The sequence below is a fragment of the Methylopila jiangsuensis genome (assembly GCF_027922305.1).
Taxonomy (GTDB): domain Bacteria; phylum Pseudomonadota; class Alphaproteobacteria; order Rhizobiales; family Methylopilaceae; genus Methylopila; species Methylopila jiangsuensis.
The window spans coordinates 808,162-821,345 of record NZ_BSFK01000005.1; the positions used below are offsets into that span (position 1 = coordinate 808,162).

A 13,184-nucleotide genomic window follows, 5' to 3' on the forward strand; every position below is an offset into this window, starting at 1 on the left:
CCGATGCGGCGGACGCTGGAGGCGGCGCGGCTCAGGCTCGACCCGCTGCTCTGCGCCTGTCGCGCGGCGCGCGAGACCGCGCATCTCATGGTCGGGCTGCCCGACTACGAGCGCTATGTGGCCCATGTCCGGGCCAACCACCCGGACACGGAGCCCATGGATCGCAGCGCGTTCTTCCGGGACGCCCAGGACCGCCGCTACGGCGGCGGAAACCACACGGGCGTCATGCGCTGCTGCTGACGGCGCACGAGCGGACAAACAAGATAAGGGCGCGGAGCCGACCAGCTCCGCGCCCTTTCTCATTCCGCCTTCGCCAAGAGCTCAGACGCTGTCTGGACATTCAGTCCGCCGTCATGCCCGCGCATCGCAGGCATGACGTGAGCTTTAATGGCGCGTTGCAGTCATATTCCGAGCGTGCGCTCAGACCTTACCGTCGAGGCCCATCTGGTAGTACTTGTGGGTGATGCTATCCTGGTTCTCCAGCAGCCAGTCGATGGTGGGCTCGTTCGACATGGCCTTGCGGATCGCCTGGGTCATGCCGCGGCGATGGATGTCGAACAGCACCTTGTGGTCGAGGTTCTCCACGTCGACGATCGTGGGCGCGAGCCAGACCGAGCAGATGATGCCGAGGTCGTTGGCCTTCTCCTTGGGGATGTAGCCCTCGCGCACCGCGTCCAGCACGCCGTTGGCGATCGCGAACTGCACCGTGCCCATCAGGATGTTCGTGTAGCGCGGATTGTCGACCGTCACCTTCGACACGCAGAGCGTGATCGGCCGCACCATGATGTCGGTGTTGAGCAGCGCGAACACGCGGGTATGGCCGGCGACCTGATCGCCGGTCAGGGTCGCGAGCGCGGTCCCGACCGGGCCGTCCAGCTCGCCGATCACCACCTCCGGCTCGGCCGCGGTTCCGGGAGGGCCGCCGGCGACCAGCGCCTCGCCGGCGCGCAGAACGATGCGGTTGGACATCAACATCTCCTCATGCGTCCACGGCCCTCACGCGAACGGCGCGCGAAGGCCTTTACGTCTCAGGCTTCCGCAGGCTTCGCCGGCGCGCGCTCGGCCGGCAGGCGCAGGCAGAGCAGAAGCGCGGGCAGGCCCGACAGGAAGGTGGCGATGAAGTACGGCCCATAGCCGACCGCGTCCACCGCATAACCCGACAATCCGCCCACCAGATGCCCGGGAAGCGCGTAGATCGAACTCAGCACCGCGTAGCGGGTGGCGGAGAACTCCGACGCCGCGAGCTTCGACATGAATGCGATCAGCGCCGTGCCCGCGATGCCGGACGCCACGTTGTCGAAGCAGATGGCGAGCGCCAGCATCCAGATCTCGTGGCCCACGCCATGCAGGGTCGCGAACAGCAGGTTGGTGGTCGAGGACGCCACGATGCCGATCACCAGCACCGCGCGCATGGAGAGCCGCGTCAGCAGGAAACCGCCGAGGAAGGCGCCGCCGATGGTGAGCGCCACGCCGAACACCTTGGAGACGCTGGCGATCTCCGCCTTGCTGAAGCCGGTGTCCACGTAGAGCGCCTGCGCCATCACCCCCGCCAGCAGGTCCGGCATGCGGTAGAGCCCGATCAGGCACAGGATGGCGAGCGGGATCGTGGTGACGAGCAGGATCAGATCGCGGACCGGCGCCTCGAGCAGCGAGCCTTCGGTCCGGGCGTGCTCCCGGTCCGCGGAGGGCGGAATCAGCAGGACGGTCAGCGCCGCCACCACCAGCATGATCGCCGCCATGGCGAGATAGCTGGCGTTCCAGCCGAAGCCCTCGGCGATGAACAGCGCGCCCGCGCCGGAGGTCAGCACCGCCAGCCGGTAGCCGAGCTGGTAGCCGGCGGCGAGCACGCCCTGCTGCTCGGCTTCGGCCACGTCCACGCGCCAGCCGTCGATCGCCGCGTCCTGAGCCGCCGAGAACAGCGCCGCCGCGAAGCAGGCCGCCGCCATCACCGGCAGGCTCACCGTCGGGTCGCAGAACGCCATCAGCGCCAGCCCGCCTGAGACGCCGAGCTGAAGCACGAAGATCCATGCCCGGCGCCGGCCAAGCGCGCGGCCGAGCGGCCCGAGCGCATAGGCGTCGAGGAACGGCGCGATGATGAACTTCAGGCTGTAGGCGATGCTGGCCCAGGACATCAGGCCGATCTCGGCTAAGCCTACCCCCGCCTCGCGCAGCCAGATGGCGAGCGTGCCAAGCACCAGCAGGAACGGCAGGCCCGAGGCGTAGCCCAGCACGCCCGCCGCGAAACGCTTCAGGCCGATCGACGCGCCTGGCGCGCGCGGCGCGGACGGAGCTGCGGCGTGATCGGACAAGGCGGCCTCCCCCGGGGACGGAACCCTTCGCGCCGCGCGGCGATTCGCGCGGCCGCGCCCTGTCTTAGCGCCAATCGCAGCCGCCGGCATTCACACCGGAGGCACGGAAATTAACTCCACTAAGTTGACAGGTTATATGGATTGTATAGAAATTACGAAGAACACCGCCGGGCCGCCCGGCGCCGATCGGGAGGCCGGACCCATGACGCGCTGTCGATTCCGCCGCTGACCACGCCGCCCTAGCCGGCCCTTAGCCTCTCGTTCCCGACGTCAACGGATAATCCCATGCTCACCCGTCGCACCGCGCTCGCCACCCTTTCGGCGGCCGTCGCCGCGCCCGCCCTGATCCGCTCCGCCCGCGCGGACGCCCGCAAGATCCGCATCGGCCTGCAGAAGAACGGCGTCTTCCTCATCGCCCGCACCCGGCGCACGCTGGAGCAGCGCTTCGAGGCCGAAGGCGTCGCGGTCGAATGGCTGGAGTTCACCTTCGGCCCGCCGCTTCTGGAGGCGCTGAACGTCGGCTCCATCGACATCGGCACCACCGGCGACGCGCCGCCGATCTTCGCCCAGGCCGCGCGCGGACGCTTCGTCTACGCCGCCACCTATCCCGCCTCCGGCGCCGCCATCCTCGTGCCGAAGGACTCGCCGCTGAAGACGGTGGCCGACCTCAAGGGCAAGCGCATCGCCATCCCCAAAGGCTCCAGCGCCCACAACGTGGCGGTGCAGCTCATCGAGAAGGCGGGCCTCGGCTTCGACGAGGTGAACGCGGCCTATCTGCCGCCGGCGGACGGGCAGGCGGCCTTCGCCCGCGGCTCCGTGGACGCCTGGGCGGTGTGGGATCCGTTCTTCGCCATCGCGGAGGAGACGCTCGGCGCCCGCGTGCTGTCGTCCAGCGCCGACGCCGGCCCCCAGAACGGCTTCACCCTCGCCAACCGCGACTTCGCAAACGCCAACGGCGACCTGCTGAAAGGCGTGGTGGACGCGTTCGGCGAGGTCGGCGCCTGGGCCGACGGCCACAAGGACGAGGTGGCCGAGCTGTTCTCCGCCGCGACCAAGACCCCGATCGAGGCCCAGCGGCGCGCCCAGACCCGCACCGGCTACGCCGTGCGACCCATCACCCCGGAGGTGGTGGCGACCCAGCAGGCCAACGCCGACCGCTTCCACCGCATCGGCCTGATCCCGAACGCGATCACGGTGGCGGACGCGGTCTGGACCCCCGGCGCCTGAAGGAGACCGACGTGAACCTGTTCAAATCCGGCGATCTGCTCGCCTTCGTCATCCCGGTCGGGCTGATCCTGGTCTGGCAGGCCCTGTCCTCGGCCGGCTATCTGGCGCCCGAGGTGCTGCCGGCGCCGACCGCCGTCGCCCTCGCCGGCTGGCGGCTCGCCACCTCCGGCGAGCTCTGGACGAACATCGCCATCAGCGCCTGGCGCGCAGGCGTGGGCTTCCTGATCGGCGGCGGCATCGGCTTCGCGTTCGGCCTCGCCAACGGCCTGTCCAAGCTCTCCGAACGCCTCACCGACCCGACCATCCAGATGGTGCGCACCATCCCCCATCTGGCGATGATCCCGCTGGTCATCCTGTGGTTCGGCATCGACGAGACCGCCAAGATCTTCCTGGTGGCGCTCGGCGTGTCCTTCCCGATCTACCTCAACACCCTGCACGGCGTGCGCACCGTGGACGCCCAGCTCGTGGAGATGGGCCGAGCCTACGGCATGACGCCGGTTGAGCTGTTCCTCAAGGTGGTGCTGCCGGGCGCCCTGCCCTCCATCTTCGTCGGCCTGCGCTACGCGCTCGGCATCATGTGGCTGACGCTGATCGTGGCCGAGACCATCTCCGCTTCCTCGGGCCTCGGCTACATGGCCATGAACGCCCGCGAGTTCATGCTGGTCGACGTCGTGGTGCTGTCGATCCTGATCTACGCCCTGCTGGGCAAGCTCGCGGACTCCGTCGCCCGCTGGCTGGAACGCGCCACGCTCTCCTGGCACCCCGCCTACATCGCCCGCTGAAGGACGCGTCCCATGACCGCACGCACTTTCTCCGCTCGCCTGCTGTCGCCGCGCGGCCTCGCCGCGGCCTTCGCCCCCGCCTCCGCGCCGAAGCCGCAACTGCGCGCGGCCGGCGGCCGCGGCGCCTCGGTGACGCTGCGGGGCTTCTCCAAATCCTTCGGCCCGAAACAGGTGCTGAAGAAGCTCGACCTGCATGCGCCAGCCGGCCAGTTCATCGCCATCGTCGGCAAGAGCGGCTGCGGCAAGAGCACCCTGCTCCGGGCCATTCTCGGCCTCGACCAGCCGACGGACGGCGTGGTGACGGTGGCCGACCAGCCGCCGACCTCGGACTCGGCCCGCATCATGTTCCAGGAGCCGCGGCTGCTGCCCTGGGCGCGCGTGCTGGACAACGTGCTGGTGGGCGTGCGCGGCCTGGGCAAGATCGAGGCTCGCGAGGCGGCGCTGGACGCGCTGCGCAAGGTCGGGCTCGGCGACCGGGCCGGCGAATGGCCCTCCGTGCTGTCCGGCGGCCAGAAGCAGCGGGTGGCGCTGGCGCGCGCCCTCGTCAGCCGCCCCCGTCTGCTGGCGCTGGACGAGCCGCTCGGCGCCCTCGACGCCCTCACCCGCATCGAGATGCAGAACCTGCTGGAGCGCATCTGGCAGAAGCAGGGCTTCACCGCCGTGCTGGTGACCCATGACGTGTCCGAGGCGCTGGCGCTCGCCGACCGGGTGATCGTGCTGGAGGACGGCGGCGTCTCGCTCGACCTTACCGTCGACCTGCCCCGTCCCCGCCGCCGCGGTTCGCCCGGCATCGCCCGGCTCGAAGGCCAGATCCTCGACCGCCTGTTCGGCGCCGCCGACCGCGACGCCCCCACCGACCTCCATGGCGACCTGGCGCAGGAGCTCTACGCATGACCCGCAAGACCATCGTCGCCATCGCCGGCAGCCTCGGCCGCCCGTCCCGCACCCGCCGGCTGGTGGAGGACGTCGCCGCCCGCATCCAGGCCCGCTCCGGCGCGGAGCTGATCCTGCTCGACGTGGCCGATCTCGCGCCCGAGCTTGGCCGCACGCTCGCCCGCGACGCCGCGCCGCCCGCGCTGGACGCCGGTCTTCGCGCCATCGAGGCCGCCGATCTGATCATCGCCGGATCCCCTGTCTACAAAGGCTCTTACAGCGGCTTCTTCAAGCACCTGATCGACCTAGTGGACTACCGCGCCCTCACCGGCACGCCCGTCGCCCTGCTCGCCACCGGCGGGTCCGAGCGGCACGCGCTGTCCGTCGAGCACCAGCTCCGGCCTCTGTTCGCCTCTTTCGACGCGCTGACGCTGCCGACGGCGGTGTTCGCGCTCGACCGCTCCATCGTGGACGGCCGCGTCACCGACGAGCGGGTGGCGGCCCGGCTCGACACGCTGGTGGCCGAAGCCGCTTTCGCCCTGACCCGACCGGCGCTCGCCGCCTGATCCCCTTATTCCTGACCGGACCCACAGACCATGACCAGCTTCACCCGCCGCGCCGCCGGCAAGACCCTCGCCGCCCTGGCGCTCGCCGGCGCCTTCGGCGCCGCCGCTCCCGCCGTGGCGCAGGAGCGCGAGTTCCGCGTCGGCTATCAGAAATCGGGCGCCCTCATCCTGCTCAAGGGCAAGGGAACGCTGGAGGAAAAGCTGAAGCCGCTCGGCGTCCGCGTCAAATGGGCCGAGTTCCAGTTCGGCCCTCCGATGCTGGAGGCCCTGAACGCCGGCGCGATCGACTTCGCGACCACCGGCGAGTCGCCCCCGATCTTCGCCCAGCTTGCGAGCCCGAACTTCGCCTACGTCGCCTACGATCCGGACTCGTCGAAGAGCGAGGCGCTGCTGGTGCAGGGCGACAGCCCGATCACCACCATCGCCGGGCTGAAGGGCAAGACCGTCGCCGTCGCGAAGGGCTCTAACTCGCACTACTTTCTGGTGAAGGCGCTCGAGAAGGGCGGCCTGAGCTATTCCGACGTCAAGGTGGCGTATCTCGCGCCGGCTGACGCCCGCGCGGCGCTGCAGAACCGCTCGGTCGACGCCTGGTCGGTGTGGGATCCCTACTATGCGGCGGCCGAGGCCGCCGGCGCCCGCGCGCTCACCGACGGCCAGGGACTGGTCAGGAACTACCAGTTCTTCCTGTCCGACAAGCGTTTCGTGGAAAAGAACGCCGACATCCTGCGCGTCACGTTCGAGGAGCTGAAGAAGGTCGAGGACTGGGTGCTCAAGGAGCCCAAGACCGCTGCGGCGGAGCTGGCGCCGATCGTCGGCATCCCGGCCCCCATTCTCGAAAAGGCCATTCTCCGGCAGGGCTTCGGCCTGAAGCCGGTGACGAAGGAGATCGCCGCCGAGCAGCAGAAGATCGCGGACACCTTCCTCGAACTGAAGCTGCTGCCGAAGCCGATCAATGTGGCCGACGCCATCGTCGAGGTGACCCCATGACCCACGCGAACGCCGCCGCCGCCGAAACCGCCAACGTTCTCTGGTTCCTGCCGACCCACGGCGACAGCCGTTATCTCGGCACCTCCAAGGGCGGCCGTCAGGTCGATCTCGGCTACCTGCGCCAGGTGGCGCAGGCGGCCGACCAGCTCGGCTATTTCGGCGTGCTGCTGCCCACCGGCCGCTCCTGCGAGGATTCCTGGGTCGTCGCCTCGGCGCTCGCCCCGCTGACCGAACGGCTGCGCTATCTGGTGGCGGTGCGCCCCGGCCTGCAGTCGCCCACCGTCGCCGCCCGCATGACGGCGACCCTCGACCGCATCTCCAACGGCCGCCTGCTGATCAACGTCGTCACCGGCGGCGATCCGGCGGAGAACGCCGGCGACGGCGTGTTCCTGAACCACGACGAGCGCTACGCGGTGACGCGGGAGTTCCTCGACGTCTATCGCCGGCTGCTCGCCGGCGAGAGCGTGACCTTCGAGGGCGAACACCTGAAGGTCGAGGACGGCCGCCTGCTGTTCCTGCCGCATCAGGACAAGGGGCCGCCGCTCTACTTCGGCGGCTCGTCGGACGCGGCCACCGACGTGGCGGCGAAGACCATCGACAAGTACCTGACCTGGGGCGAGCCCCCGGCGCAGGTGGCGGAGAAGGTGAACCTCGTGCGCGCCCGCGCCGAGGCCGCCGGCCGCGAGGTCAGCTTCGGCATCCGCCTGCACGTCATCGTGCGCGAGACCAACGAGGAGGCCTGGGCCGCGGCGGACAGCCTGATCCGCTATCTGGACGACGACACCATCGCCGCGGCGCAGAAGGTCTACGCGCGCATGGATTCCGTCGGCCAGCAGCGCATGGCCGCGCTCCATGGCGGCCGGCGCGACCGGCTGGAGGTGAGCCCGAACCTGTGGGCGGGCGTCGGCCTCGTGCGCGGCGGCGCCGGCACGGCGCTGGTGGGCGATCCCGAGACGGTGGCGGCCCGGATCAAGGAGTACATGGCTCTCGGCGTCGACACCTTCATCCTGTCCGGCTACCCGCATCTGGAGGAGGCCTACCGCTTCGCGGAGCTGGTGTTCCCGCTGCTGCCGCTGTCCACCGCGACCAAGCCCGCCTCCACCAGCGTCAACATGGGGCCGTTCGGCGAGACCATCGCCAACGACCTGCGCCCGACGCTGCGCGTGTCGCAGTCCTGACCATGACGCTGGCGACCTCCCGTCCGGACCGGCCGACGATCGTGATCGTCGGCGGCGGCGTTTCGGGCGCCGTCACGGCGCACCAGCTTGCGCGCCGCGCGCCGGACGCCTTCCGCATCGTGGTGGTGGAGCCCCGGCCCCGCCTCGGCGCCGGCCTCGCCTATTCGAGCGTCGACGCGGCGCATCGCATCAACGTGCCGGCCTCGCGCATGTCGTTCGTGCCGTCGGACCCGTGCCATTTCGACCGCTGGCTGAAAGCGGACGGCGCGCTGAAGGAGGATCCGGAGGCGCTGACCGCGGACGGGCGCGCCTTTCCCCGCCGCTCGGTGTTCGGCCGCTACGCCGCGGAAACCATCGAGCCTTACGTGCTCTCGGGCGAGATCGAGCACGTTCAGGCCACGGCGGTCGACGTCTCCGAGGACGGCGGCCGCTATCGCGTCGGGCTTTCCACCGGCGGCGAGCTGACGGCGGACGGCCTTATCTTCGCCGCCACCCACCCCCGGCCGTCCACGCCCGCCGCGCTGCGTCCGCTCGATGGCGACGCCCGGCTGATTCAGGACGCCCAGCGGGACGACGCGCTCGGCGCGGTCGCGCCGGACGCCCGCGTGCTGATCGTCGGCACGGGCCTCACCATGGCCGACATCGTCGCCTCGCTGGAGCGGCGCGGCCATCGCGGCCCGATCCTCGCGGTCTCCCGGCGCGGGCTGACGTCCCGCGGCCATGACGGCCCGGCGGGGGACGTGGGCGACTTCTCGGACCGGCCGGAACGCCGCGCGTCGCGTCTGCTTCTCCGCATTCGCCGCGCTGTACGCGCCGCGCGGGCGCAAGGGATTCCGTGGCAGCGGGTGCTGGACGCCGTGCGGACGCAAGTCCCCGTCATCTGGGCCGCGTTGCCGTCGTCCGAGCGGCGGCGCGTCGTCCGGCGGCTGCGCCCGTTCTGGGACGTGCATCGCTTCCGGGTCGCGCCGCAGGTGGAGGCGGCGATCGCTCGGCGGCAGGCGTCCGGCGCGTTCCGGATTCTGAAGGCGGAACCCGTGCGGGCGGAGGCGGACGAGGATGGCCTTGTCGTCACCCTCCGACTGAGCCCCACCCGCTTCGAGACCGTCGCCGTGGACGCCATCGTGCTGGCCACGGGTCCCGCCCATCGCTCCCTGCTGGAGACGAACGGCTTTGCGGAACGCCTAGCTGAGCTTGGCCTGATCACGCTCGACGACGTGGGACTGGGCCTCGCGACCGACGGCCAGAGCCGGGCGATCGGCGCAGATGGCCGCTCGGATCATCCGCTCTGGATCGCGGGCCCGCTCGCCCGCGCCGCCTTCGGCGAACTGATGGGGCTGCCGGAGGTGACCCGGCACGGCGAATTCGTCGCCCGCGAGCTCATCCGCCGCTTCCTGGACGCAGCTTACGACGACGAGCGCCTGACCGCCGCGTGATCGGACGCGGCGCCGGCGTTCACGAACAGGCGGCCGAACTCCTCGGCCGGCATGGGCCGGCCGTAGAGGAAGCCCTGCCCTTCCCGGCAGCCCATGCGGCTCAGATGCTCCTCCTGATCGCGGCGCTCGATCCCTTCCGCGATCACGTCGAGCCCGAAGCGTTTTCCGAGGCTCAGAACCAGATCGACGATGGCCTCGTCCTCCGGCGCCTCGGAGATGTTGCGCACGAAGCTGCGGTCGATCTTCAGCCGGGTGATCGGATAGCGCTTCAGCAGGTTGAGCGAGGCGTAGCCGGTGCCGAAATCGTCGAAGGCGATGCGCACGCCGAGATCGCGCAGCCGGCGCACCCGCGCCACCGCCACGTCGTCGGAGGCGGTGAAGATGTTCTCGGTGATCTCGATCTCGAGCGAATCCGCCGGCAGCCCGGTCACCCGCAGCGCGCGGGCGACGGCGGTGTCGATGTCCTCGCGGGCGAACTGCGCCTCGAACAGGTTCACGCCGATCCGGAAATGGCCTCCAAGGGCCGCGCGCCACTGCTCCGCGCGGGCGCAGGCGGTGTTGAGAATCCAGTCGCCCACAGTCGCCGCCGCGGCGCTGCCCGCCAGCACGTCGAGAAACTGCGCGGGAGACAGCAGCCCGCGCGTCGGGTGCCGCCACCGCAGCAGCGTCTCCGCCCCCGTCAGCGCGCCATCCTCAAGCCGGACCTGGGGCTGGAAGAACAGCTCGAACTGCCCATGGGTCGCCGCCTGCCGCAGATCCGCGTCGAGAGCGCGGCGCGCCGCCACCTCCTGCCGATGGGAGGAGCTGAACATCTGCCGGCAGTCGCAGCCTTCGGACTTGGCGCGGCGGAGAGCGAAATCGGCGTTGGCCATCAGCCGGACGGCGCTCGATCCATGTTCTGGCGCGACCGCGATTCCGATCGACGCGGTGGCCTTCAGGACGCGATCCCGGATGGCGCAGCCCTGGAGCAGCGCGGACCGGACGCTCTCGGCGACGGAGAACACCACAGCAAGGTTCGAGGTTCCCGGCAGCAGCAGGCCGAACGCGTTGGAGCCCAGACGCCCGACGACGCCGGGCTCGCCGGCGGCTTCGCCATGGAACGCCGCCGCGATGCGCTTAAGCTTCAGCGCGGTGTCGCGCAGGATCTCGTCGCCGATCTCATGGCCCTCGATGTCGTTGAGGTCGGAGAATCGGTCGAGGTCGACCATCAGCAGGGTGGCGGCGCGCCCGCTTCCGGCCAGAGCCTCGTTCAGCCGCTCGATGAAGCGGGTGCGGTTCGGCAGCAGCGTCAACTGGTCGAACATCGCCAGGCTCTGGAGGCGATCCTCGATGCGGCGGCGTTCGGAGGCGTCGCGCACCACCGCGGCGAAGACCATGTCCTCGCCCTTGCCCCAGGCGCTGATGCGCATCTCGGTGGGGAAAACCTCCCCGTCCGCGCGCTGCGCCGGCAGCTCCAGCAGCTTGCCGATCAGCCGGGCCGGCTCGCCGCGGATGAGCCTGCGCATGCCGCCGACATGGTCGTTGCGCATGGCTTCCGGCACGATGATGTCCACCGGCCGTCCGATCGCGTCTTCCGCCGGATAGCCGAACAGACGGCTCGCCGCATCGTTCCAGACGCGGATCACGCCGGAGGCGTCGGCGCCGACGATGGCGTCGCCGCCGTGAGCCAGCAAGGCCTGCGCGAAGTGGACGACGCCCTCCGCCGCCTCGTCAGAACTCATCCGTCGCTCCGAATTTTTTCCTTTGGAAGGTGATGCGCAGGATCGGAAACAAACTCCTACTCTCAACGCGGAAAGACGCAAAAACCGGCGCCTGCCCACATGATTTCGCATTCTCGGCCCTCCGTCACGCAACATTGACGCCGGCGCCCGATTGCGGCCCGCGCCCCGCTGACCTAAGCCCTCTCTGGCCCGCCTCCGACGGTGTGAACGGGCCGCTCGAAACGCGCCATCGACGCTCGCCGAGAGACCTCAGACATGACCGTTACGACCCGTCGCCGCCTCATCGCCGCCACCGCCGGCCTCGCCGCCGGCGCGGCGCTGCCCGCCGGAAGGGCCAACGCCGCCGCCCCGGCGGCGGGACGTCAGGCGCCCGGCGTCTACCGCTACAACGTCGGCGACATTGAGGTCACCGCCCTCACCGACGGCATGACCCGGCGGAAGCTGGACGACGCTTTCGTGCGCAACGCCCCCGTCAGCGACGTGCGCGCCGCGCTGCAGGAGGCGTTCCTCGGCCCGGACACCGTGCCGGTCTCCTTCACCACGCTGGTCGTCAACACCGGCCGCCGGCTGATCCTGATCGACGCCGGCGCAGGCGCGAACCTGGCGCCGACCGCCGGTCAGCTGTCCGAGAGCATGGCGGCCGCAGGCATCGACCCGAAGGCCATCGACGCGGTGGTGATCTCGCACTTCCATCCCGACCATATCGGCGGCGTGCGGCTGAAGGATGGCTCCAACGCCTTTCCGAACGCGGAGCTCATGGTTCCGGAGGCCGAATGGGCGTTCTGGATGGACGACGGCCAGATGAGCCGGGCGCCCGAGGCCATGAAGGGCGCGTTCCGCATGGCACGCCGGGTGTTCGAGCCCGTCGCCCGCGACGTGGCGCGCTTCGGACGCGAAGAGGAGCTTGCGCCCGGCGTCACCGCCCTGCCCGCCCCGGGCCACACGCCCGGCCACAGCGCCTTCCGGGTGTCGTCGGGCTCCGAGCAGCTTATCGTCTGGTCCGACACCACCAACCTTCCGGCGCTGTTCGTGCGGCATCCCGGCTGGCACGTCATGTTCGACATGGACGCGACCCAGGCGGAGACGACGCGCCGGCGCATGCTCGACATGGCGTCGCGGGACCGGCTCGCCGTCGCGGGCTACCATTTCCCCTTCCCGGCGGTCGGCCACATCGCCCGGCGCGGGCCGGACGAGTACGCCTTCGTGCCGGACATGTGGAACCCGGCCCTCTGAGGCGCCCGGGCGCGGTGACGCGGACGGCGCCCGCGGTGTAAAAGGCGAGCAAGCGGCGCGGACGGGCGCGCTTCGCGGAGATCGTTTCGGCGCATGACCGGTCGCGGATTTGAACGGATCGCCTTTGTCGCAAGCGGCGCGGAGGACGCCCGCGAGGCGCGCGCCGCGCTGACCGCCCGATATGACGGCGTGCCGCTGGACCAGGCCGACGTGGTGGTGGCGCTCGGCGGCGACGGCATGATGCTGCTCACGCTTCACGACGTCATGGGCCGCAACGTGCCCATCTACGGCATGAACCGGGGCTCGGTCGGCTTCCTCATGAACGACTTTCGCGAGGAAGGCCTCCGGGAGCGGCTGGCGGCCGCCGAGCGCACCGTCATCCACCCGCTGACCATGCGCGCCCGCGACCGCGACAACAAGGTGCATGTGGCCAAGGCCATCAACGAGGTGGCGCTCTGGCGCGAGACCTATCAGGCGGCCAAGTTCCGCATCGAGGTGGACGGCAAGCCTCGCATGCCGGAGCTGATCTGCGACGGCGTGCTGGTGGCGACGCCCGCCGGCTCCACGGCCTACAATCTCTCCGCCCATGGCCCTCTGCTGCCGCTGGCGAGCCCGCTGCTGGCGCTGACGCCCATCTCCCCGTTCCGCCCCCGCCGCTGGCGCGGCGCCCTGCTGCCGGACCGCGCCGCGGTCGCGATCGACGTGCTGGAGGCTGAGAAGCGGCCGGTGGCGGCGGTGGCCGACAACATCGAGTTCCGCGACGTGAAGCGGGTCGAGATCGCGCTCGACCGCAAGACCAACCTCGTCATGCTGCACGACGCCGGCCACGGGCTGGACGAGCGCATCCTCGCTGAACAGTTCGGCTGGTGAGCCCG

General features: G+C 70.5%; 13 protein-coding genes. 10 read left to right on the forward strand and 3 right to left on the reverse strand.

Annotation, left to right across the window (positions count from 1 at the left end):
- The first annotated feature begins 3 nt into the window (after positions 1-3).
- A complete protein-coding gene (locus PKE85_RS05325) occupies positions 4-240 on the forward strand; it encodes a YbdD/YjiX family protein (RefSeq protein ID WP_271203734.1) in 237 nt (78 codons plus the stop codon).
- A 180-nt stretch (positions 241-420) separates the two neighbouring features.
- Here PKE85_RS05325 and PKE85_RS05330 read toward each other — a convergent pair whose 3' ends face one another.
- Positions 421-969, reverse strand: a complete 549-nt coding sequence (locus PKE85_RS05330) for a formaldehyde-activating enzyme (protein ID WP_271203735.1) — start codon at positions 967-969, stop codon at positions 421-423.
- 59 nt (positions 970-1,028) lie between these two features.
- The gene (locus tag PKE85_RS05335; protein ID WP_271203736.1) at positions 1,029-2,309 is read right to left on the reverse strand and encodes an AmpG family muropeptide MFS transporter; all 1,281 of its coding nucleotides are present in this window, start codon (positions 2,307-2,309) and stop codon (positions 1,029-1,031) included.
- A 285-nt stretch (positions 2,310-2,594) separates the two neighbouring features.
- On the opposite strand from PKE85_RS05335, the gene PKE85_RS05340 reads away from it, so the two are divergent.
- The 7 genes from PKE85_RS05340 to PKE85_RS05370 are packed head-to-tail and all read left to right on the forward strand — an operon-like array spanning position 2,595 to position 9,355.
- On the forward strand, positions 2,595-3,536 hold the full coding sequence (locus tag PKE85_RS05340; protein ID WP_271203737.1) for an aliphatic sulfonate ABC transporter substrate-binding protein: 942 nt from the start codon (positions 2,595-2,597) through the stop codon (positions 3,534-3,536).
- Between the two features lie 50 nt (positions 3,537-3,586).
- The gene (gene ssuC / locus PKE85_RS05345) at positions 3,587-4,318 is read left to right on the forward strand and encodes an aliphatic sulfonate ABC transporter permease SsuC (RefSeq protein WP_428981325.1); all 732 of its coding nucleotides are present in this window, start codon (positions 3,587-3,589) and stop codon (positions 4,316-4,318) included.
- A 12-nt stretch (positions 4,319-4,330) separates the two neighbouring features.
- A complete protein-coding gene (locus PKE85_RS05350) occupies positions 4,331-5,212 on the forward strand; it encodes an ATP-binding cassette domain-containing protein (RefSeq protein WP_271203739.1) in 882 nt (293 codons plus the stop codon).
- Positions 5,209-5,757, forward strand: coding sequence for an NAD(P)H-dependent oxidoreductase (locus PKE85_RS05355; protein ID WP_271203740.1), 549 nt, complete (start codon positions 5,209-5,211; stop codon positions 5,755-5,757). The genes PKE85_RS05350 and PKE85_RS05355 overlap by 4 nt, the downstream gene beginning before the upstream one ends.
- Before the next feature lie 30 nt (positions 5,758-5,787).
- Positions 5,788-6,744, forward strand: coding sequence for an aliphatic sulfonate ABC transporter substrate-binding protein (locus tag PKE85_RS05360; RefSeq protein ID WP_271203741.1), 957 nt, complete (start codon positions 5,788-5,790; stop codon positions 6,742-6,744).
- On the forward strand, positions 6,741-7,922 hold the full coding sequence (gene ssuD / locus PKE85_RS05365) for an FMNH2-dependent alkanesulfonate monooxygenase (RefSeq protein ID WP_271203742.1): 1,182 nt from the start codon (positions 6,741-6,743) through the stop codon (positions 7,920-7,922). Before PKE85_RS05360 ends, ssuD begins: the two co-directional genes overlap by 4 nt.
- A gap of 2 nt (positions 7,923-7,924) precedes the next feature.
- Positions 7,925-9,355 carry an FAD/NAD(P)-binding protein gene (locus PKE85_RS05370; RefSeq protein ID WP_271203743.1) on the forward strand — a complete coding sequence of 477 codons (1,431 nt, stop codon included), beginning with the start codon at positions 7,925-7,927 and terminating at the stop codon, positions 9,353-9,355.
- Here the strand turns inward: PKE85_RS05370 and PKE85_RS05375 are convergent.
- Positions 9,325-11,076 (reverse strand): putative bifunctional diguanylate cyclase/phosphodiesterase, encoded by a 1,752-nt coding sequence (locus PKE85_RS05375; RefSeq protein ID WP_271203744.1) that lies wholly within the window; start codon positions 11,074-11,076, stop codon positions 9,325-9,327. The two genes, PKE85_RS05370 and PKE85_RS05375, sit on opposite strands and share 31 nt — an antisense overlap.
- A 255-nt stretch (positions 11,077-11,331) precedes the next feature.
- Between PKE85_RS05375 and PKE85_RS05380 the strand changes: the two genes are divergently transcribed.
- Together PKE85_RS05380 and PKE85_RS05385 are read left to right on the forward strand one after the other, a co-directional pair.
- Positions 11,332-12,309, forward strand: coding sequence for an MBL fold metallo-hydrolase (locus PKE85_RS05380; RefSeq protein ID WP_271203745.1), 978 nt, complete (start codon positions 11,332-11,334; stop codon positions 12,307-12,309).
- Positions 12,310-12,402: 93 nt separating this feature from the next.
- Positions 12,403-13,179, forward strand: a complete 777-nt coding sequence (locus PKE85_RS05385) for an NAD kinase (protein WP_271203746.1) — start codon at positions 12,403-12,405, stop codon at positions 13,177-13,179.
- Positions 13,180-13,184: the final 5 nt, after the last annotated feature.